Origin of the sequence: Halobacillus amylolyticus (assembly GCF_022921115.1) — a bacterium.
GTDB classification, from domain to species: domain Bacteria; phylum Bacillota; class Bacilli; order Bacillales; family Halobacillaceae; genus Halobacillus_A; species Halobacillus_A amylolyticus.
Genome location: NZ_CP095075.1, coordinates 900,906 through 921,744, shown reverse-complemented (window position 1 = coordinate 921,744; position 20,839 = coordinate 900,906). Strand labels below are relative to the sequence as shown.

22 protein-coding genes and 2 pseudogenes are annotated in these 20,839 nt (G+C 36.1%); 21 read left to right on the top strand and 3 right to left on the bottom strand.

Features of this window, described 5'->3' with window-relative positions:
- Nucleotides 1-25 precede the first annotated feature (25 nt).
- Nucleotides 26-706, top strand: a pseudogene (locus MUO15_RS04865) (HAD family hydrolase); the annotation flags it as partial.
- A 287-nt stretch (nucleotides 707-993) separates the two neighbouring features.
- On the opposite strand, the gene MUO15_RS04860 reads toward MUO15_RS04865, so the two are convergent.
- Nucleotides 994-2,196 carry an IS110 family RNA-guided transposase gene (locus MUO15_RS04860; RefSeq protein ID WP_245033944.1) on the bottom strand — a complete coding sequence of 401 codons (1,203 nt, stop codon included), beginning with the start codon at nucleotides 2,194-2,196 and terminating at the stop codon, nucleotides 994-996.
- Between the two features lie 880 nt (nucleotides 2,197-3,076).
- Between MUO15_RS04860 and MUO15_RS04855 the strand changes: the two genes are divergently transcribed.
- The 6 genes from MUO15_RS04855 (at nucleotide 3,077) to MUO15_RS04830 (ending at nucleotide 8,255) form a co-directional block, all read left to right on the top strand.
- Nucleotides 3,077-3,355, top strand: a complete 279-nt coding sequence (locus MUO15_RS04855; protein WP_245033942.1) for a hypothetical protein — start codon at nucleotides 3,077-3,079, stop codon at nucleotides 3,353-3,355.
- A gap of 208 nt (nucleotides 3,356-3,563) precedes the next feature.
- Nucleotides 3,564-3,743 carry a hypothetical protein gene (locus MUO15_RS04850; RefSeq protein ID WP_245033940.1) on the top strand — a complete coding sequence of 60 codons (180 nt, stop codon included), beginning with the start codon at nucleotides 3,564-3,566 and terminating at the stop codon, nucleotides 3,741-3,743.
- A 243-nt stretch (nucleotides 3,744-3,986) separates the two neighbouring features.
- Entirely contained in the window at nucleotides 3,987-4,574 is a 588-nt protein-coding gene (locus MUO15_RS04845) for a hypothetical protein (RefSeq protein ID WP_245033938.1), read from the top strand.
- Between the two features lie 484 nt (nucleotides 4,575-5,058).
- Nucleotides 5,059-5,313, top strand: a complete 255-nt coding sequence (locus tag MUO15_RS04840; protein WP_245033936.1) for a hypothetical protein — start codon at nucleotides 5,059-5,061, stop codon at nucleotides 5,311-5,313.
- 765 nt (nucleotides 5,314-6,078) lie between these two features.
- Complete coding sequence (gene ltrA / locus MUO15_RS04835; RefSeq protein ID WP_245033934.1) at nucleotides 6,079-7,893, top strand: group II intron reverse transcriptase/maturase; 1,815 nt, start codon at nucleotides 6,079-6,081, stop codon at nucleotides 7,891-7,893.
- A gap of 185 nt (nucleotides 7,894-8,078) precedes the next feature.
- Nucleotides 8,079-8,255, top strand: a complete 177-nt coding sequence (locus tag MUO15_RS04830; RefSeq protein WP_245033932.1) for a hypothetical protein — start codon at nucleotides 8,079-8,081, stop codon at nucleotides 8,253-8,255.
- A 165-nt stretch (nucleotides 8,256-8,420) separates the two neighbouring features.
- Here the strand turns inward: MUO15_RS04830 and istB are convergent, their stop codons facing one another.
- Both istB and istA read right to left on the bottom strand, forming a co-directional pair.
- Nucleotides 8,421-9,173, bottom strand: a complete 753-nt coding sequence (istB, locus tag MUO15_RS04825) for an IS21-like element helper ATPase IstB (RefSeq protein WP_245035853.1) — start codon at nucleotides 9,171-9,173, stop codon at nucleotides 8,421-8,423.
- On the bottom strand, nucleotides 9,173-10,717 hold the full coding sequence (istA, locus tag MUO15_RS04820) for an IS21 family transposase (RefSeq protein WP_245035852.1): 1,545 nt from the start codon (nucleotides 10,715-10,717) through the stop codon (nucleotides 9,173-9,175). Before istA ends, istB begins: the two co-directional genes overlap by 1 nt.
- A 239-nt stretch (nucleotides 10,718-10,956) precedes the next feature.
- On the opposite strand from istA, the gene MUO15_RS04815 reads away from it, so the two are divergent.
- The 14 genes and pseudogenes from MUO15_RS04815 to MUO15_RS04750 all read left to right on the top strand — a co-directional run bounded on the left by MUO15_RS04815 (nucleotide 10,957) and on the right by MUO15_RS04750 (nucleotide 20,525).
- Nucleotides 10,957-11,283, top strand: a complete 327-nt coding sequence (locus MUO15_RS04815) for a hypothetical protein (protein WP_245033931.1) — start codon at nucleotides 10,957-10,959, stop codon at nucleotides 11,281-11,283.
- 242 nt (nucleotides 11,284-11,525) lie between these two features.
- A complete protein-coding gene (locus MUO15_RS04810; RefSeq protein WP_318036220.1) occupies nucleotides 11,526-11,975 on the top strand; it encodes an NUDIX domain-containing protein in 450 nt (149 codons plus the stop codon).
- Between the two features lie 183 nt (nucleotides 11,976-12,158).
- Complete coding sequence (locus tag MUO15_RS04805) at nucleotides 12,159-13,055, top strand: serine/threonine protein kinase (RefSeq protein WP_245033929.1); 897 nt, start codon at nucleotides 12,159-12,161, stop codon at nucleotides 13,053-13,055.
- 224 nt (nucleotides 13,056-13,279) lie between these two features.
- Nucleotides 13,280-13,432 carry a hypothetical protein gene (locus MUO15_RS04800; protein WP_245033927.1) on the top strand — a complete coding sequence of 51 codons (153 nt, stop codon included), beginning with the start codon at nucleotides 13,280-13,282 and terminating at the stop codon, nucleotides 13,430-13,432.
- 58 nt (nucleotides 13,433-13,490) lie between these two features.
- A complete protein-coding gene (locus MUO15_RS04795; protein WP_245033925.1) occupies nucleotides 13,491-13,670 on the top strand; it encodes a hypothetical protein in 180 nt (59 codons plus the stop codon).
- Nucleotides 13,671-13,756: 86 nt separating this feature from the next.
- Nucleotides 13,757-14,473: an alpha/beta fold hydrolase gene (locus tag MUO15_RS04790; RefSeq protein WP_245033923.1), complete on the top strand. Its 717-nt coding sequence runs from the start codon at nucleotides 13,757-13,759 to the stop codon at nucleotides 14,471-14,473.
- Between the two features lie 197 nt (nucleotides 14,474-14,670).
- Entirely contained in the window at nucleotides 14,671-14,946 is a 276-nt protein-coding gene (locus MUO15_RS04785; protein WP_245033921.1) for a MarR family winged helix-turn-helix transcriptional regulator, read from the top strand.
- 164 nt (nucleotides 14,947-15,110) lie between these two features.
- Nucleotides 15,111-15,425, top strand: a complete 315-nt coding sequence (locus MUO15_RS04780; protein WP_245033919.1) for a YciI family protein — start codon at nucleotides 15,111-15,113, stop codon at nucleotides 15,423-15,425.
- Nucleotides 15,426-15,549: 124 nt separating this feature from the next.
- Nucleotides 15,550-16,092: a DUF4269 domain-containing protein gene (locus tag MUO15_RS04775; RefSeq protein WP_396266320.1), complete on the top strand. Its 543-nt coding sequence runs from the start codon at nucleotides 15,550-15,552 to the stop codon at nucleotides 16,090-16,092.
- Nucleotides 16,093-16,361: 269 nt separating this feature from the next.
- Entirely contained in the window at nucleotides 16,362-16,838 is a 477-nt protein-coding gene (locus MUO15_RS04770; protein ID WP_245033917.1) for a DinB family protein, read from the top strand.
- 214 nt (nucleotides 16,839-17,052) lie between these two features.
- Nucleotides 17,053-17,894 (top strand): annotated as a pseudogene (locus tag MUO15_RS04765) (tyrosine-type recombinase/integrase).
- A gap of 293 nt (nucleotides 17,895-18,187) precedes the next feature.
- Nucleotides 18,188-18,607: a hypothetical protein gene (locus MUO15_RS04760; RefSeq protein WP_245033915.1), complete on the top strand. Its 420-nt coding sequence runs from the start codon at nucleotides 18,188-18,190 to the stop codon at nucleotides 18,605-18,607.
- A 23-nt stretch (nucleotides 18,608-18,630) separates the two neighbouring features.
- Nucleotides 18,631-19,470 carry a YopA family protein gene (locus tag MUO15_RS04755; RefSeq protein WP_245033913.1) on the top strand — a complete coding sequence of 280 codons (840 nt, stop codon included), beginning with the start codon at nucleotides 18,631-18,633 and terminating at the stop codon, nucleotides 19,468-19,470.
- A 146-nt stretch (nucleotides 19,471-19,616) separates the two neighbouring features.
- Complete coding sequence (locus MUO15_RS04750; protein WP_245033910.1) at nucleotides 19,617-20,525, top strand: S66 peptidase family protein; 909 nt, start codon at nucleotides 19,617-19,619, stop codon at nucleotides 20,523-20,525.
- Nucleotides 20,526-20,839 lie beyond the last annotated feature (314 nt).

The following is a 20,839-nucleotide window of genomic DNA, read 5'->3' as shown; positions in this document are numbered from 1 at the left end:
TTAAACATAACAAGTAAGAGTTGATAATAAGGGAGAGAAAGTAATGTCAAAGGCATTAATTTTTGATATGGATGGAACACTATTTCAAACTGAAAAAATCCTAGAATTGTCATTGGATGATACTTTTAATTACTTAAGGTCTATTGGTGAATGGGAGACAGAAACACCTATCGAAAAATATCGAGAAATTATGGGTGTCCCCTTACCGCAAGTATGGGAGGCATTATTGCCTAAACATTCTCTTGAAGTTAGAGAATTAACAGATTCATATTTTTTAGAAAGGTTAGTTGAGAATATAAGTAGTGGTAAAGGTGATCTATATCCTAACGTAGTGCGTGTCTTCACCTATTTTACAGAGAAGAATTATTCTATTTATATAGCAAGTAATGGGCTAACCGAATACTTAAAAGCAATTGTTAATTATTATAGCTTGGATGAATGGATTACCGAGACTTTTAGTATCCAACAGATTGACTCTTTAAATAAATCAGATTTAGTCCGAGAAATTATTAATAAATATAATATCGACAATGCCGTTGTTGTCGGGGACAGATTATCAGATATTAATGCAGCTAAAGATAATGAATTAATTTCTATAGGTTGTAAATTTGATTTTGCCAAAGAAGACGAGCTTACACAAGCAGATATAGTAATCAATGACTTAGCTGAACTAGAAGATGTTTTTTCTAATTTAGTTAAGAATTAAATATTCTAAGAATAGGGGCGATTATCTAATTAGAGGTAGTCACCCTTTCTTTACTTTTGTCTTAGTCAGGGCAATAGAAGACTTATTTTAAAATTGAGTCTTCTGTAAAAGGGGGCATAAGCGGATAATCGTTATTCATTTTATCTTGAAATCAAGTCTTCTTGAAAAGACCAGCTATAAAATGTCAAGTAACTAATTAAATGATTCTTTTATAAATTCACTGTAAAAAATTTGGCATGCCAAATAAACCTTACCCTTCTAATTATTAAAATTGCAATAAACGGTTATTAATCATCGTTTGTTTGAGGACGAGGTACATAAGGCTTTTGATCTCTCAAAATTGCAAATATGATGTGTGTTAATTTACGAGCTATGGCTCCTACTGCAGTACCGTGAGCTTTTCCACGTTCTCGTAACTTTTGATAATAAAGGGATAGGGCAGGATCATTAAAGCTAGCCACGAAGGCTGCTTGCCATATAGCACGTCTAAGATAAGGTGAACCTCTTTTTGAAAGCTTCGTATTAGAGCTTCTAAATTCACCGGATTGGTGTACAGAAGCATCCAGGCCTGCAAAGGCGACTAATTGTTTTGGTTGCTCGAAGCGATCAATGGAACCAATTTCACCTAAAATCACTGCCGCTGTGACATCACTCACACCTGTTATGGTGGTTAAATAATGATGTTGCCGATTCGAGAGCTCACTTAACTCTATTTCTATTTGAGCCAATTGTTTTTCAAAAAGAGCTATTTGTTCCAGTAAAAGATGGATCTGCATTTTAAATGCATCTGTGCCTATTGAAATACCAAAGGTATTTTTGGCACTTTCTTTCAAGTGTTCAGCTTTCCACCGAGCTCTTGTAACCCCGTACCGTCCTTTACTGACACGGTAAAGGACATCTGCCAGCTTGTCAGTATCAATGTCTAAAAGATCTTCTGGTAATGTATAGTTTAGTAAAATTTCTGTGGAAGATAGCCCGAAAACATCAGAAAACACTTTTTCATATTCAGGAAAAACCTGATCTAATAAAGCGATGATTTTACGTTTAACATCTGAGCTTTGATCTACCAAGGCATAACGAAGCCTCTCGAGGTGTCTGAGTTCAAGTAGGTCTTCTCGAACAAAAGGAGTCGCTTCTGGAGAGTCAATTCGAATAACCTGAGCAATTAAGTACGCATCTTTAATATCCGTTTTGGTCTTGCGAATATAAAAATTGCGTAGTGCATCAGACTGCATAGGATTAAAAGCTGTCACTTTAAATCCAAGTTGATGAAGGAAAGAAAAGAGAGATAACCAATAGTGACCTGTGGCTTCCATACCACAAGCACAGTCTTCAGGTGTAACCTGGTGTTGATTTAGGAAATTAAGAAGCTTTTCGCTGCCTTTTTTCGTATTGGCAAAGCGTAATGTCTTTCCGATAGAATCCCCTTTTTCATTGATCAGTCCAGCTTCGTGATGACGTTTTCCAATATCAATTCCAAGATAAATCATAAACTATACCACCCATATAAAATTAATCAGATGGAAGGAATCCTCTTAACTTTATAGATACTCAACCTCGTTCGATATACGGCAACTACGTACCATCCAGCTCATACGAATAGTTCTATAAAGAAAGAGGTGTCAGTCTTTAACACGAAGACAATGCTTCAAGGGCGCAGAACGACAACCTCTATCTGATTTATCCCCATTATACCTTTTGATAAAGGTATAGAGGATTAAAAGCCAGAAGAAATCTGACTAATAATAATATACGAGGGCGCGATTCTGTAATAAGGTTCAGCGCTCATTTTACATTTAAGGGCCAGTTTGTTGAATAAGGTTTAATTTAAAATAGTATAAATACGCTAAATAATGCGTTTTAATTGGGATAATATGTTAAAATTATGACTATATTTAGATTCCACTTATTATGGGGAGGGGTTAGGAATCCCAAAAACAATATCAGGTAAATTATCAGCATTCATGATAGTTATATTTTTCGTTCAACTTGTGTTTTTTATAATATCAGCTACTGTTAATGGATTTGGTGCTATTGTAAGGTTTATTCAGATTACTCCATTTACAGCTTTATTAGGGATTATGTTTGGAATTATAGGGATTCAAAAAGAAAGCGGAAAAAATAAGACTACTCCTATAATTACGTTGTCAATAGGGATTGTTTATGTATTTCTGCTTTTTTACTTCCTATATGGTTGGTCATTTGGAGGGTAAAAAACTGCTTTTGTATGTTGTTTTGATGGAAAGGAGACGAAGATAATTCTAAAACGTCAACGCATCTTCCTAATTTCTAGCGTGATTTTTATTCTTGTAGTAATCAGCATAATTGGGACTATAACTATTACTCTATGGTCGGATTTCAGACGAAACTATGTTAAAGAAAGGCGATGAATTTGTAGATAAGGTTTTAGCAGTGAGCAGTGGTGATGCAAATTTTAACGGTGAAAACATATCGGGGGCAGTAACGGATCTAGTGGTTTCTGGAATTCATCTACAGGATAAAAATTATAGCTATACGATAAAGCAAGTCAATGCATATAAAGAGTCTATACTAGGGGGATGGAATAGTAAATTACTGATCCATATTAAAACCCACGGTAAGGACGGGAAGATGGAAAAAGAACATAAAGCTCTCTTTTTTATTTCTTAGGAAAGAATGTTTTTTGATATTAATATGGATTATGACCGGTTAAAAATTATACAGTCAAATGAGTAAACTTATATATGCTGAGTCTTTATTAAAGAACACCAGCTAATAAAGCTTGGCACACATTTTTAGATAATTTATCTTGGCATCGAGTCTTCCACATAAGGTGCGCGTTTGTCTAGTATTGTACGATTTTGAGGAGATAAGTTTTATGAAACATTTCAATGATATAGTTTCAAGTTTTTCCTTTGTAATTGGCTGGTTTATAGTAGTCGTAAGTCTATGCTATTTAGTAGCTTCACTTTTGGCTGGTGGGTTATTTATTATTATTCCGTCTTCAGCACTTTTAGTTGGTGTAATACTTATTTGGATATCGAAAAAGTTGAAATAATACACAAATGACTAATCACAAAGGACAATCGAAAAGCAAGTCTAATAATAGTGCTTTGCTTTTTTCATATAAGGGGGCAATAGTGGAAGATCAGTATTGTTGTCTTTTAAGGTTATCTTGAAATCAAGTCTTCATGAAAAGGGGCGCATTTCCGGAATAAAGGTTAAAATAATTTTGCACTGAAACTTTCAAATCCAGTCATTCGTAATATTATGAATGAGTGGATTTATTGGAGGTTCTATAATGTTTGAGAAATATAATGAAATATATCTAAAGAAAGATACGTACCTTAAAAGTCAAGGGAGAATTTATTCTCTAACTTCTACTAATAAGATGATTGGAACAATAGAAGAGACTCTTGAATCTACCAAAAACATAGTGAATCAGTTATTAAATCTGATAACTCTTTTTAGTGTAACCAGTTTAGAATTAAATGTTATGGATAATAAGGCAAAGGTGTTAGGAACTATAAAAAAAGAGAAGGGTTTTTATAAAGATTTTTTACTTTTCTCTAGTAATGGTGAGCATATGGCAACCATAAAACCCACTATAAAAATAAAGTCACCCTTGATGAATGTAATTGATGTAAACGAAAATAACTTAATCAAAGCTGTCGGAGTATATGGTGCAACTGACTTCTCCGTAATTGATTGTAGAACTAATAAACAAATATCAACTATCAAAAGACGTTCATTGGTATCGACAACCATTAAAGAGAACCTACTAAATGATGATGGATATTATATTGATAACACTAACCAAGATAGTTTGACTTCTTTTGCTTTAATAGCAATGAGCCTTATAGTAGATATATATTTTTTTCATAAATAAATTTCTCATTATTAGGTGATTTTCTAGAAGAAAATCACTTTATTAGCATTTTATATAGTCCAAGTTTAAATGTATGGGGGTATAAACGATTTTTAAATTTATCGTGGGAATCCTTTTTTTAATTGAAAGTTTGATTCTAATATTCATAGGTTCCAAGAGAAATAGAATCAATTTAAAAGCGGTAGGATACATAACAATACTTATTGGCTTAATTTTTGTTATTTGGGGAGTAGTGAACTGGTAATTACGAAACTGTAAATTGGTTGATGTAACAAAAATCAAGGTTGAGAAAATAGACGTTTTAATTGCAAAACGGCTTTTAAATTTCAAGTGTGGATATTCCATACTCGGGCGCAATTCTAAAGTAAGAAATGCGCTCGTTATTTATATACAGGGACATAATTGTTGAGTAAGCTATTGCTCAAATGGTGGAAATTTGAAAGAGTTGTTTATAGGCTTTGAATTATGACTAGGAGTTGATTGAGTGGATAATCTGGAGTATACACGTAAGACTTTTTTATGGGTATTACCTTTCTTAACGATCGGAACGTTATTTGGTTTATCATTAGCAATGAGTATTGCCGAAAGTACAGAAACAAGTTATATCACCTTAATTTTAGTTATAGCAGGGGTTTCGGCAGTCGAATTTATTTTCTTACTAATAAGGAAGTGGATAATTCCTGTAACTGTAATCTCTGTTATTCTAATTTTATTGGCTCTGGGACAGTATGTAATATAATAAATTCTCCTAGTAGGGAGCCAATTAGAATTCAATCCTTATTCGGTAAACGGGCGCGCGCGACAAGTTCTGTTATAAACGCTTTTCAGCGTGAAAATACAGGAAGTTTTAAGCATTTAAAATTTCAACTTTGCAACGGAGGATGGGAATGACGGAACCATGTTTCCTGAAACCATCCCGTCAATACTCCTGCATGCGTTAAGGCTGACAGGTCTTAGGGTATGAAGCACAGGTGGATTCGGCAGAACGAAGGCTGAAGCCATTCTTATGAAAAGGTATGCTAACGGATATGCCGCACGGCTGAAAAACTGGATAAGGTGAGAATAGTTCTTTGAAATAGGAACTGACGAACTTCCGAATGTAAGGGTCTAAAGATTCGAACATAAGGAAACTTATGTCCCATCTCACGATGGGGTGAGTGGTGTGGAGTAAAATTGCGCCCTCTGAAAGACGCTATACCGAACCATGGCGGTATCTAGCTCACAGGCTTAAAGGAAGCACCTATGTTAGTAAGGATAGCTACGTTGTAAGGGACTTGGAAAGCAAGGAACGTTGAATCAAGGGCTGTCACCCGAAACGTTTGCTATAAAGTTATGCTGAAAAGCATTTATCCTTGTGAGGGTAGGGGTATGACTGATGAACCTCCTGTAACGGGAGTGGAGGAACAACCCCAAGTCTAATGAATGAAACGATTATTTTCCTAATGTGAATGGCACCGATCGGGTAGGAACGTGGGAACATTACTCCATAAGGAGGGATGCCACAGTGCCAACGTTACGAAACTGGGATTATTACAATATGACGGAGACATTTACAGAACTATACGAAAAAGCGAGCCGAGTACAAGTATTTTCTCATCTCTATGACACCATCATATCAAGAGAAAACATCCTCCTCGCTTTTCGCATGATAAAAACCAATAAAGGTTCTAAAACACCAGGTACCGATGGGAAAACCATCGACGACATGAAAGAACTATCAGAAAATGAACTCGTTACAGAAGTACGGACCAAACTAAGAAATTATCACCCGAAGAAAGTTCGCAGAGAATGGACTGAAAAAGAAAATGGTAAATGGAGACCTCTTGGGATTCCATGTATCTTGGATAGAATCATCCAACAATGTTTCAAACAAGTTCTCGAACCTATTGTAGAATCTCAGTTTTTCAAGCATAGCTACGGGTTCAGACCTCTCCGGTCTGCTCATCATGCTATGGCTAGGATACAATACTTGATTAATCAAGCGCAATTTCATTTTGTGGTTGATATAGATATTAAGAGCTTCTTTGATAATGTAAATCACTCATTGTTAAATAAACAGCTTTGGAATATGGGTATTCATGACCGCAAGGTTCTTACTTGTATCTCGAAAATGATAAAGTCAGAAATTGATGGAGAAGGCGTACCAGAGAAAGGATCCCCGCAAGGTGGAATTTTATCCCCTCTACTATCAAACGTGGTTTTAAATGACCTGGACCAATGGGTTGCAGGCCAATGGGAGGTATTTCCTCTTACCAAATCATACAGTTCTGATGATTCTAAAAGGCAGGCTAGAAAACGAACAAATTTGAAAGAGGGATACTTGGTTAGGTACGCCGATGATTTCAAAATCCTATGTCGAGATGGAAAGATTGCTCAACGGTGGTACCATGCGGTACGACTTTACTTAAAAGAGCGCTTAAAGCTGGACATCTCTCCTGAGAAATCTCAAATTGTAAACTTGAGAAAACGAGAATCTGAGTTCTTAGGTTTCACTATTCGTGCGAATAAAAAGGGTAAGAAACGGGTGGCACATACAGGCATCATTTCTTCAAAAAGAGAAAAAATGAAACAGGAAGCCAAAAAACTCATTCGAAGAATGAAGGCTTCTCCAACCGCCGAAAATGTACACCGTTATAATAGTTTTGTTTTAGGAATCCATCACTACTTCAACCGAGCGACACATGTAAACCTGGAGTTCTCACGTCTTGCATTCGATCTTAAACCATTCCTGTATAACCGTCTTCGACCAGTTGGAAAACAGGAGCATCCATTTAATCCACCCCCGATTTATAAAAAGCTTTTTAGCTTAGGGACGAAAACGTTTAGAATAAGAGATATGTATCTTTTTCCCATTGGCGGTGTTAAAACGGTCAATACTATGAACTTCAGTCCAAAGCTTTCGCTTTATACAAAGAAGGGTAGGGAAAACTTGTATAAGAAACTGCGACCCGATATTCAAAAGGAAGTTAGTTTCTTAATGAAGGCTACCCTACCAAATCGAAGTGTTGAATACTTGGATAACAGGATTAGTCGATACAGTATGAAGATGGGGAAATGTGAAATTACAGGACAATACTTGTACTCCTATAATGTCCATTGTCACCATTACATACCGAAACATCTTGGAGGAAGCGACCAGTTCCGTAACCTTCGAATCCTCCATGAAGATGTTCATCAATTAATTCATATGAAGGATGCTAAAAGGATTAAGTTTCTCCTCTACAAGTTAGGGGTTAATCAATTTAAGCTCGAGAAGATCAACCAATACCGAAAGGTATGTGAGCTGGATCAAATTGAATCATCCCGTCTCGAAGAGTAACAAGGAACTTATAATCTAGTACATATCGTTAGATGGAGCGCCGAATGCTGGGAAACTAGCACGTTCGGTGTGGAGCAGGGGAAAAGCCGGAGATAACATCAAACGCTTACCTATTGCTAACGTTTATCGAATAACGCGTCCTTCAGTATAGGGCCATTTAATTGAAAAGGTTAGGGGGAGTATATATGACAACAATGTACGTGAATTGGGGAGAAACAAAAGTTAAACTAACTTGGAAATCCGACAATAAATATCCTCAGCATAATGAGAAGCACTTTACCAGAGCAATTAAATGTTTACAGGAAAAAGAAACAAAACGATTACTACATCACTTTAACAACTCAGGTGGTGGATGTAAATGAGTCTTCACATGAGTTGTAGTGGGAACACCCTGTCTTTGTGAGTAAAATGATTAGTAAATGGATTAGCAATAGTTACCACAGGATTAACTTTTGCTTACTCTAGAATAGGTGTAGACGTCAAGTTGAATTTTACACTTTTTGCTCGTTTCCCTTTTACACTTCTGCTTAAAAGATGCTTTTTCTGTTTTTCATACGATAACTTTCCTCATTCTCTCCGCCCTGTATAACTTCCACACGATGGAGTAAACGATCTAAAATCGCTGTCGTAATCCCCTGATCACCAATCATATTCCCCCATTCCTCTGGACTTTTATTTGAGGTTAAGATGATCGAACTTCGTTCGTATAAATGGTTAATCAAATGGAAAAACAGATTTGCCTCTCGCTGATCCATCGCCATGTACATCAAATCATCAATAATCACAAGGTCAGCGTTTCTCATTCGTTTCAGTTGTACCTTTGATTTGTTCAGATATTCTTCCGTCTTTAAGAGCTGTACAAGCTCACCCATTGTAGCGAAGTAAACGTTGAATCCTCTGGAAACAGCTTCGAGACCCAGTCCAATTGCGATGTACGTTTTCCCAATGCCAGGTGGCCCAAGAATAATTAGGTTATACTGCTGTTCCAGCCAGCTTAATTCTCTGAGTTGTGTTAGCTGGCGGGCAGTCAGCACGTTTTGACCATTCAGTTCAAACTCATCTAAGGACTTCACGAAAGGGAATCGTGCCCATTTCATTCTTTTTTCAAAGCTTTTGGCTTCCCGTTTTGCTAGTTCATATCGCGTAATAGATTCTAAGAATTCTAAGTAGGTCCATGAAGATTTTTCAGCTTCGCGAAGAAGCTGTGGAAGCTCCTCCGCAGTTTCTGATAGACGTAACTGACGAAATTGATCTTGTAATTCATTCACGGTCTTCTTCATCATGATAGACCTCCTAAAATGCTGGTATAAGCATTTATAGAACGGGTAGAGGTCTTGATGTGACTATATTTTGCGGGATAGGTATAAAAGGATTTTGCCTCTTTTACCGGCTCATGAGGCAATCTATTAATGTGCTTGGCCATATCACGAAAGTCATTTGCACTAAACAGCTTTTCTCTCATACACTTGGTCAATACGGTCTCGATTACCGTTGGATACTGTTTGATGACCTGATGAATGATCGCAAACTGGTCTCGACGATACCTTGGGTATCTTTGGCTGATCTCATCAAAGTAACCAGATGCCTGTGTTTTATTTTCAAAAAAGGAGATCAAACGTCGTTTAAACTCTTCAACACCTTTGGATCGATCACGGATATGATTGCGATTTTGAATGAGTTTCCCTTTTTCTAAGCTGATAACGTGTTCCGCAATGATTTCACTTTCTGCTTCTTTTCGAATCACGAGCGTCGGTGGTTCTTCACCTGTAACTTCAATCAAAACATGGTTATCAGCATTTGTTTGATAAGTCCCGAGAGGGACGGAATATCGATTGGACTTATACCGGATTGTATTGTCCTTGCTCACACTTCTTGTTATACTTTGATTATTGGTACTTTCAAATGAAAGTAGGGAAGAGACTGGCTTTAAGTGTTGCTTTTCGACGAGAAACACTTCAGCTGGTCTTTTTTTCGTTGTCTGATGAACTTGATAATTTCCGGTACGCATTAGCCATTGTAGCCCCCGCTGATTCCAATCCTCTATATCACTGAACACTCGACTGTCTGCGAAGTTACCTTTTATGTACTTCACTACATTTTCAATCATACCTTTAGACTCCGGATCAGCTCTTCTGCACAAATGAACCTTAAACTTACGTTCATTCACATAACTTTGAAACTCAGCTGTTAAAAGCAGCTGTCCTGCATTTTCACTCACTGTAATTAAGTGATCCTGATCGTATACGATTTCTTCTGGACATCCTCCATAGAATTGAAATGCATTTTCATGACATCGGATCGCATCTCTCGTGGTAAATGGCCTTGTTTGCCATTCCATATACTTCTGTCTGGAGTGAGCGAGGACAAACGCAATGAAATACAACTTGATCTCTTTGCTCTCCGTTGTCTTCTGTTTTGTTTCACCCCAGTCTACCTGAAGTTGTTTCCCCATTGGTTGTTCAGGTATTGCTTCGTATTGGCGAACCGTTACCTTCCTCTCAATCTGGTAGAATTCCCTGATATCTTTAACATATGATCTCACCGTACTTCCACCGACCGCCAGGTTCGGGTATCTCTCTAGAAGCCAATCATGTATTTGTGCAGCACTCAAGTGAGGGTATTCTTCTAACCAGGCAAGGATCCAGTCTTTGTAGCTGTCTAATTTCTTTTTTTTCCCAATAGGCAGTTCTGTATAAGCTTTTGCTTCATCAAAAGTCATCTCTAAATATTTATAGACAGTTGGTCTTGAGATCTTAAGCTCCTTAGCGATTTGTGCTACTTTAAACTTCCGTTTGTATAGGTCCTTAATTTTTAAATACAACACTAATTTCTCCTCCAAAATCCTAACCCCCAGTAAAATAACGTCACCAACTATTTTACTAAAGTATTAGGTTGATAGAGCAAAAGTGTAAAATCCTATCAAGCGAAAACTGTCAACTTTATTCTAGCGTTTACAATAGGAAGCAAAAGCGAGCGATCCATATTAATATTATCTTAAAAACTTGTAACTTCACGTATCGTTTACGTTAGCCTGATCAATACATAAAAAAGGGGTGAAAAACTATGAAATTTTCTTTTTTTAATTTCCTCTTGTCAGCTATTTGGTCTATTTTGTTTGCTTTGTTTTTGTTTGTAGACGCTTTTAGTTTATTTATATTTAATATTATATCGAGTACAGGTGTCGATCCGGCAACAAATTTTTGGGTGAATCATGTAACGGTCTTTTTGTACATATCTTTAATAGTATTTACTATAAATTTAATTGGACTTGTTAGGTCTTCTGATAAAACAGCAATATACATTTTTCCTCTTGTACTTTCTTCATCAACCGTTTTATTAGATTTATTTTTGGTGCTTATAGCTTCTTATACTATTAGCCCTTCACAATAAACCTTCCTATTAATTTGGTTGATTCTACGCCTGTTAACGAATACTGGCTAATAAAAGTTTGGTAATTGTATTGAGTAAGATTATTATCTTGAAACCGAGTCTTCATGATAAGGGGCGCTTTTCTTTAATAAAGGATTGCGCTTTTTTATCGGGCCAATATGTTTAAGAAAGGAAGGAGTTTCCAAGTTATTGATCGAAATATAAATTTAAGGTTAATGTTCAGGTAGAATAGCTGGAATAAGATTGGAGGCATTATTATAGCGAAATTTCATCGATTAAGTAGGGGGGTTATCCTTAAGGGTGGTCACATACTATTAGCAAGAGCCAAAGGGTATGGTCATACTTTTTTACCTGGAGGACACGTTGAGGTGTGGGAAGGAGCTGAAGAGGCTCTTATTCGGGAAATAAAAGAAGAATTAGGAATTACTGTTACGTTAAAAGGTTTTATAGGTGATATTGAACATGAATGGGAGTCAAGAGGTCGAAAGAATATTGAGATTAATCACCTGTTTAAGGTCGAATTGAAAAATAGTGAAGAGAAAATTTATAGTAACGAGAATCATCTAGAGTTCATTTGGGTGAGGGTGGATAATATACATAAATATAATTTACAGCCTCAACCCTTAGAACAGTTATTAAAGGAAATTGACAAAAGGCCAAATTCTTACTGGATAAGCACTCTAGGAAATTGAACGTTATCTTGGCGATTATATATTGCTGCGTTTATTCAAAAAGCGACTATTCACAATTATTGAAAGGAGGCGTTGTAATATGTATATAAATCTAATCCGACATAGGGCTAACCAAACTGAGGGGATATACGTATAGCTGGCCCTATAAACCACGTATTATCCCTTTTATGGAAAGGGGTATAAATGAAATTTATATCTAGTAAATCAGAAAGTTCTCCAGTTACTGTTTCTTTAGATGATGTTACTTTTCAACTTCAGGAATCACATGATTTTGAATGGTTACGTTCTCTTGGGCATGTGTTCTGCGTATTTGATGAACAAGATTCAGGTAATATTTGTTTTGGGATTGAAAATAATGGCCAAAAGAGATTTGTTAAGTATGCTGGTTCAAGACCAATTGATTTTTCGGGTGCCCCACAAGATGCTGTAGCCAGATTACAAAAGGCAATACCACTATACAATCATTTAAGACATTCTAACCTAATAACTTTAGTTGATTACTTTCAAACAGGTCATGGTTATGCAGCTGTATTCAAATGGTTCGAAGGAGAGTGCTTACATTCACATTGGTCTTTTCCACCTCCCGCAAAATACACTCACCCTGAATCACCATACTATAGGTATAAAAATTTGCCCATTGAAAAACGATTAGAGTCACTAGATGTCATTTTATCGTTTCATAGTTTTGTGGAATCAAAAGGGTATGTAGCTGTAGACTTTTATGACGGAAGTATTTTATATGACTTTTCTAATGGTATAACAAAAATATGCGATATAGATTTTTATAGAAAAGCCCCCACTATAAATGATATGGGGGAGAAATTTTGGGGATCAAGTCGGTCAAAATCGCCGGAAGAATTTAACTTGGGATCTCCAATAGATGCAAGAACTAACGTTTTCACTATGGGAGCTATTGCATTTGGTATTCTAGGTGGAGAAATGGATCACTCCTTCTCAAAATGGGAAGCTGGGAAACAACTTTATGACGTAGCTTTGCACGCGGTTAGTAAAAAAAGAGAATTGAGATTTGAAAGTGTTAATGCTTTTAAAAAAGCATGGAATCAAGCGAAGGTCGACTAACTTAAGCCTGTCTTAAATAAGGCAGTAATATAGATATTTAATAATACCAGCTAATAGAAGCTTGGTTCTCATTTTTAGATAATTTATCTTGACATCGAGCCTTCCATAAATGGGCGCATTTCCGGAATAAGGATCTGCGTCCTTGATTTTGTTTAACAACGCTTCGTAAGTCAAATGGGATTTTATGTTAAGATAAAGATTGTGAAGAAACTGGGGGCAATATAATGAATAAAAAAATGGGTCTATTAGGATTATTCGGGTTACTATTATTTTTATCTGGCATTACTCTTTCACAATGGACTCCCTTTGCTATATTGATAGGCATTGGTGGAGGTATTGTTATGGGATATAGTTCATTAAAACTATTTAGTTATTGAAGTAACGGGCACTTATCTTTAACAATATGGTGTGTAGAAATTTTTAGGGGGTATAGTAATGAACTGGCTGGTAATAAAAGACACCAAATGGTTGGTGTTTCAACTAACATCCATGTTGTTAGCAGCCATTGGAATAACATTAGCAGTTGTCAATAATAGTTACTGGGTACTATTTGGTGTTTTTTCGATGCTGCTAATGTTTTTTGCTGTGAATAGAGCATCCAAAATGACAAAGTAAAATGTAGCATAAGCCAATGCGCTTGAATAGGGCTCTTTTCTCTAATAAGTATCACGTTGTGGATAAAAACATAAGGGGGAAAAGTTTTGATATTACATACTGAAATCCGAGGAAAAGGGGAACCAGCTGTCTTTTTACATACTGGATTACAAACAGGATTAACGGATTTTGTAGCACAAAGAGAGGCTCTCCAGAAAGGTAAAAAGGTTATCACCCCTGATTTAAGAGGACACGGAAAATCATATCATGAAGATTTTAGTAATTACTTTGAGGATGCAGCGAATGATTTAAAAGAAACTCTGGATCATTTAGAGTTTGATAATATACATTTAATTGGATGCTCGTTAGGTGGATTAGTCGGCTTAGTATTTGCAAAGAAAAACCCGGATAAGTTAATAAGTTTAACTCTATCTGGTATTACGGCTGATAAACCAGAGGATTGGGAAGAGATGCATGCACAAGACATACAATTTCAAAAAGAGTTGTTACAGAATATTGATGTAGTAAATCAGCTTGATAATATGCATCAGTCTGACTGGAAACAATTTATTTACATGGCCCAAAACCAAGATTGGTACCCTTTTGAATACACGAGTGATTTAGCAAATATTAATGCACCAATATTGGTAATGGTAGGAGAAGGCAATAAACCAGAAGTTGCGTCAGCATCAAAATACCAAGGCATGCATGAAAATGTACACGTAAGCGTAATTCCTTTCTGTTCCCACTTGGTACATGAACAGAATCCTGAAATGTACACGCTTATACTTGAAGAGTTTCTAGCTGAAACAGGGGATGATTAAGAAACCATTCCGCAAACTGGAGCAACCGTTATGAATATTATCTTGAAATCAAATCTTCATGAAACGGGGCGCAAATCTGGAATAAGACTTGCGCTCTTTCTTTGTGAAAAGGGCTAGATTGTCGAGTAAAATGATGAAGAAGTAATGTTTTGATTAGTAGAGGAAGTAAAATTTTAATTGATTGTTAGCATGCTAACATGGAGAAAAATTCAGTAACAATAAATTGTTTAGCATTTCAAATAAGTTTAGCTAGGAAAAAAATACAAAAGTTTTATGAAGAACATTTAGAACCATTGGAGCTTAATACCTCCTATGTGTATGTCATGGAGGTTATTAAAGATTATGGCCCAAGCACCCTAACTAGTATTGCTGAGCATCTGCAACTTGAACGTACTACGGTTAGCAACTTACTTAGAAGAATGGAACGAGAGGTTTTATTGAAAGGCTGCATGGAAATGAAAGGAGGTCATTGAATATACAATTAAGTGACAAAGGGAGGGGGATCTTAAACCAAGCATTACAGATACTTCGAGAATGTGACTATGAGCTTGACGAAACATTAGAGGGTAAATTAAACAATATAAAGGTAGCTATTGATGAATTAAATAAAAAGATTTAATTTTGGAGGGGAGCTAAAGTGAAAAAGTTCATTGTACGTTTATCCAACAAGCAAAAGGAATTAATGAACGAAGATTTAATGCGCGAACATGCTTCTTATTTAAGAAAATTAAAGGGAAAAGGTGTTTTACCTTTTTGTGGTCCATGTAAGGATGGTACAGCCTTAATGATTATAGATGTACCTACATACCAGCTTGCCAAACAATATGTAGAAAATGATCCTTTTTCTAGAGTTGATTATTACTTAACTAGAGACATCGTTGAGATTGAAGAAGCTACTATAGAAAATGATTTCTTGATGGGAGATGTATTTAAAGGTTTAAAGAGCATGTAACATCGGGGCAAAACGGGAAGACCGTTATTAATATTATCTTGAAATCAAGTCTTCATGAAAAGGAAGCTTTTCTGGAACAAGAAACGGCCTAAAGGTTATATCTTCAAGTGAGGAAGGTGCTGCATTGATTAATTTATTTGAGGGGATGAAAATGGGAAGTAAAAAGCAGCAAAAAGCTTATGCAGCAATCAAGGAACTGGATATTTGTAATGACTTAAGTACATACAATCCAGTTCTATGCGGAACTCTGCCCATCGGTATAGATGTAGTAGGATCAGACCTAGACATTGTTATGGAAGTACAAGATTTAGATCATTTTGAAGAACGGCTACAAACTCTATACAATAATAAAGGCAATTTCACGCTGAAAAGAGCAACTATAAGAGGTAACCAGGTCGTTAAAGCAAATTTTTTCTTCAGTAATTTTGAGTTTGAGTTGTTTGGTCAATCTCAACCTGTACAGAAACAAAATGCATATCTCCATATGTTAATAGAATACAAACTATTAAAAAAAGACCCCATTCTTAAAGAGAAAGTGATAAATCTTAAAATGCAAGGATACAAGACCGAACCAGCATTTTGTACACTGTTAGACATTCCTGGTGACCCTTACGAAGGCCTTATCCAATTTGGAGTTGAAGAAGGAATTGTAACAGAGGTGTTGTAAATACACTATTCCGGAATACCAGCTAATAGGAGTTTGTTGATATTCCAAATTAGGAAAGCAAAACAGCAAATGGCTATGTATTTAAGATTATCTTGAAATCGAGTCTTCCGTATAAGGAGAGCATTTCCGGAATAAAGGATTTGCGCTTGCTGTTTATTTTGAAGACCCTGACAGAATAAAAGTGGAACTTGTAGCACCTTAGCAGTATAACAAACGAGGCGCGGTACCCGAGTAAAAACTTTATTCAATAATGATAGGGAGGGTTATTTTTGTCATCTTATTTCTTTCAAAATGGACTACATGGAGAAGACGCCCATGTTGATCCCCTATCGGTCTTTGAGGGTTTACAGTGGGAAGTGGTTGGTAAAAAACCAGAGGAATGTCCGCATTCGGTTTGGCAAATTCTCAATCATATGATTTTTTGGCAGGACTTTATTCTTGATTACCTTAAAGGAACGGTACCCAATTTCCCAGATCATGCAGAAGAATCTTGGCCCGGTGGAACATCTCCATCAAATGAAACCGAGTGGAATGACGCTGTTTTTAAGTTCAGTGAAGGGTTAAAGGAAGCTGAAAACGAAGCAAAAAAGGACCTGGAGGAACGGGGATTCGGGAAATCCGAAGGTACTCGTGGTGACTTTTTAGTCATGCTTGTAAACCACAATAGTTATCATACTGGTCAGGTAGCATTAACCCGACGAATAATAGGAGAATGGCCACCCCCTTCTGGCGGAGATACTTGGTAGCCAATAAGCTGCCGTTTTAAACTTTTGAAAGTTAAACAATCGAGGCGCAGTTCAGATTAGAGAAAGCGCCCGTTTCAAGTGTACCAACGACTCTTAGCTTTACAAATTAAGTGAAACTATTAGATTGTTGAATAACTCTAGTATGAAATTTACTCCTCCTGATTATAATAGAATCAAGATTACTTGGTTCATAACCTTAGGAGAGTGAAGCGAAATGTTATTATCAGAAGCTTGGGAGAAATACCAACTTGATAAAAAGATTGAGGGCTATTCACCTCTAACCTTGAAAACGTATGGTTTTCAGTACAACCTGTTACTAGGCTATTTTGGTGACGTACTTATGAATGACATAACTACAGACCAGTTAAAAGGTTATCTTATTGAGTTAGGAAACCATTTAAAGCCCTCCAGTTTAGGGCACCGCGTTCGGTGTATTCGATCTATATTCAAATGGACATATGATGAGGGATTCATTCATAAAAATCCTGCAGCTAAGTTGAAAGAACCAAAGCTAGGGAAGAGAATTCCAAAGTTTCTTTCCGAACTCGAAATTGAACACCTTAGAGAAGCTTGCCAAAACTCTATGGAAAACGCATTATTTGAATTCATTTATTCAACCGGTTGTCGCATTGGAGAAGTTGTAAAGCTTAATCGTAATGATATTAACTTCACCACAAACTCTGTTATTGTACATGGAAAAGGGGATAGGGAACGGGAAGTGTACTTCAATACTCGTTGCTCCCTTTGGTTGAAGCGTTACGTAGACGAACGTGATGACCATGATCCTGCTTATTTATAACGGAGAGAAAGCCTAAAAGAAGGATGAGTATCGACCTTATAAGATACATCATTAAGCGTATATCTAGTCGAGCTGGTATTAAGAAGAGCATACATCCGCACCAATTAAGACATAGTTATGCGACTCATATGATCAACAATGGAGCACCACTTGAAGTCATTCAGAGTTTACTTGGTCATGAGAAGAGTGAGACTACGAAAATATATGCCCAACTTAGTGGTAAGTTGAGGCAGGATTTATATAGCAAATACTTTTAGTTAGTACGCTCTTTAGAGGGCGTGCTTTTTATGTTTTATGAAATAAAGGATTGAGTTAATTCTTTGGACTTGAAATAATTGATATTAAGCAAACGGGGCGCGCTTTTTGAACGAGGCGTCCTTTTTGAATCGGGCCATTATCTGGAAGACTTGAATTCGAGATAAATGTGAATTTCATTCCAGTTAAGGACAGGATTGTGTAAGACTCAGTTTCGAGATAATATAACATTTTGTGTTATGATTCTAATTAAATGGAATGTTATTTTATGTTTCCTTATTAAGGAAGTGATAATTTGAATTCAACTAGAGCTATTGGTTCTAGATTTTTTAATGTTGATGAGAAATTTACAATTTATGAAGGTAATTACAGTTTAATAAGTGATAGTCAGTTAATCCAACTAAACGGGACTGTTGAGTTTAACTTTTATTCAAAACCAGCTATAAGATTTTTTGGAAAAACTGAAAAAGTAGATATTCTATCACTCATGGATAAGAAAGAAATCATTTTAGAAGTTCCTGGGATGATACCAACTAAAGCAAGTTTAGATTCTGTTCAAAATAATCATGTTGCTAAAGGTATAGTGTTATACAAATTACAGGATGATAAAGATTTTTATATGGACAGCTACTACATTCATGTAAATAATTTCGTAAAAATCTCGGTGACAACATCACAAAAGATAACTTTCACTATCGAGGTGGAGTTACTATAGAACATGAAAACTGGAACATAGAATTGCAACATCGTCATGATTATAAAGATAAGAGGATCTTTTCGAACTTAAAGGATAGTAATGGACACGGTATTACCCACATTATAAAAATTGACAAAAAAGATGGGAGTAAGTTTAAGAAATCAGACGTTACTGATATAGAAGAGATACTTGTATGGATTTTTACACTGTGTGCAGGTAGGCATATAGGTATGCCAATAAAAATTTGCAAGAACAAAGAGGGGGAGGTACACAAGGAATTTTCAGTACCTTTAATGAGCCCCTATGGAGAAATTCCTAACTGGTTTCCTAAGCAAAAAGGCAAAGTTATTGAAAGTCTGTTTCAAAATTTTGCTTCTAGGTTTAAGGACAAGTTTTTAAGGAGGACTATAAAAGAAACTATACACTGGTATGTTGAATCATTAAACGCAACATTTATAGAGAATAAAACAATCAATTCCCAAATTGCTTTAGAAAAACTATCTTTTGTTTTACTAACCCAACAGACACCGCAAATCATTAGTAAATCAAAGTTCGATAAAAACAATTTTCAAATAAATCTAGAAACTATATTAGATGAAATTTCAATAAAAACTGTTCTCAGTGGTGAACATAAGAAATTCAGTACTCATTTTGATTCCGGCTCCCATTTACTAGTAAATTACAGAAATCATATAGCTCATCCAAAACGTAATTCAAGTATAGATAGTTACTTTATACATGATAAGTTCTTAATAAATCAGTTGGGATTGTATTATACTGAAATGCTTCTTTTATACTTAATTGGATACGAAGGTGAATTCTCTAATCGTCTTAAATTTCCTTTGTGGGAAGGCGAATACGATTCTCTTCCATGGAAATAGTGTGAGTTTATCGTAAGAAATACTTATTTTATTATCTTGAAATTACGTTTTCAATAAAGGGAACTATTATTTAATAAATTATTTCACGCTGAAATAGTCCGACAACAACATTCAAATTTCAGAACTAAGGAAAGTGAGGAAAGCTTATGATTAAACCACTTGCTTTAAAAGAGGGTGATCGGGTAGCAGTTATTGCACCGGCCGGGCCACCAGACAGAGAGCACCTGATTCAGGGAAAACGTGTATTAGAAGAAATGGGGCTAGATGTGGTCATTGGACGACACGTGTTCGATATTGAGGAAGATCTTGCAGCTGTCGATCGAAAGCGACTTACTGACTTATATGAGGCTTTTTGTGATCCTACTATCCGTGGAATTTTTTGCGCAAATGGAGGATTTGGGACAGCAAAAATTGCTGATATGATTGATTACGAAAAGATACAAAGTAATCCTAAAATATTTTGGGGGTACAGCGACATTACATATCTGCTTAATGCCATTCAGAAATCAAGTGAAATGGTTACCTTCCACGGTCCGATGGTGGCATCCGATCTGAATGACGAACAAAGAACGATGGAGACGGAATGCTCGTTTTCATCTCTGTTCACAAGAGAATTTATGACCTATGATTCTCATAAATCGTCTCTCAACACGCTAGCTCATGGTACAGGAGAAGGGAAATTAGTGGGAGGGAATTTAACACTACTAACTAATGGACTGGGCACACCTTATCAAGTAGATTCAAATGGAGCAATCCTACTAATAGAGGAAGTTGCAGAACCAGCGTTTCTTGTGGATTTGAAGCTTACTCATCTCAAACAGGCAGGGGTGTTCGATGAGGTTCAAGGTGTAGTCTTAGGTAACTTCCAGGTGGATTCGGACGAAGAATTGAAATTAAGAAAAGTGCTTAAAAACTTCTTCGCTAGTTCTCCTTTTCCTGTTGTTGAGAATTTTCCCTTTGGTCATTGCCAGCCAAATTATGGTGTACCGCTGGACGTAAATGTGAAACTTACAACGTCTCCACCCAAATTGGTGATTGATTCGGGTGTAATGTAAAGCTTAGTAAGGCTTAACTTACAGGGTTCATAACTCTGATATCTAAATCAAATGTATGAGCTATAGACTTATTTCAAAATAGAACAAAAAAGAAATATTAAATTACATACCTTGATTTCGAGTCTTCCGTTAAAGGGGGCAAAAATGGAAGATCGTTTTAATATTATTTTGAAGTCGAGTCTTCATGATAAGGGGCGCGGTTCTCGAATAACGCGTCCTTTTTACATTTAAGGGCCATTATCTTGAAGACTTGATTTCGAGATAACTCAATAAAAAGACTACTCAATTCACTTGGAATTATTTGGTTTAATAAT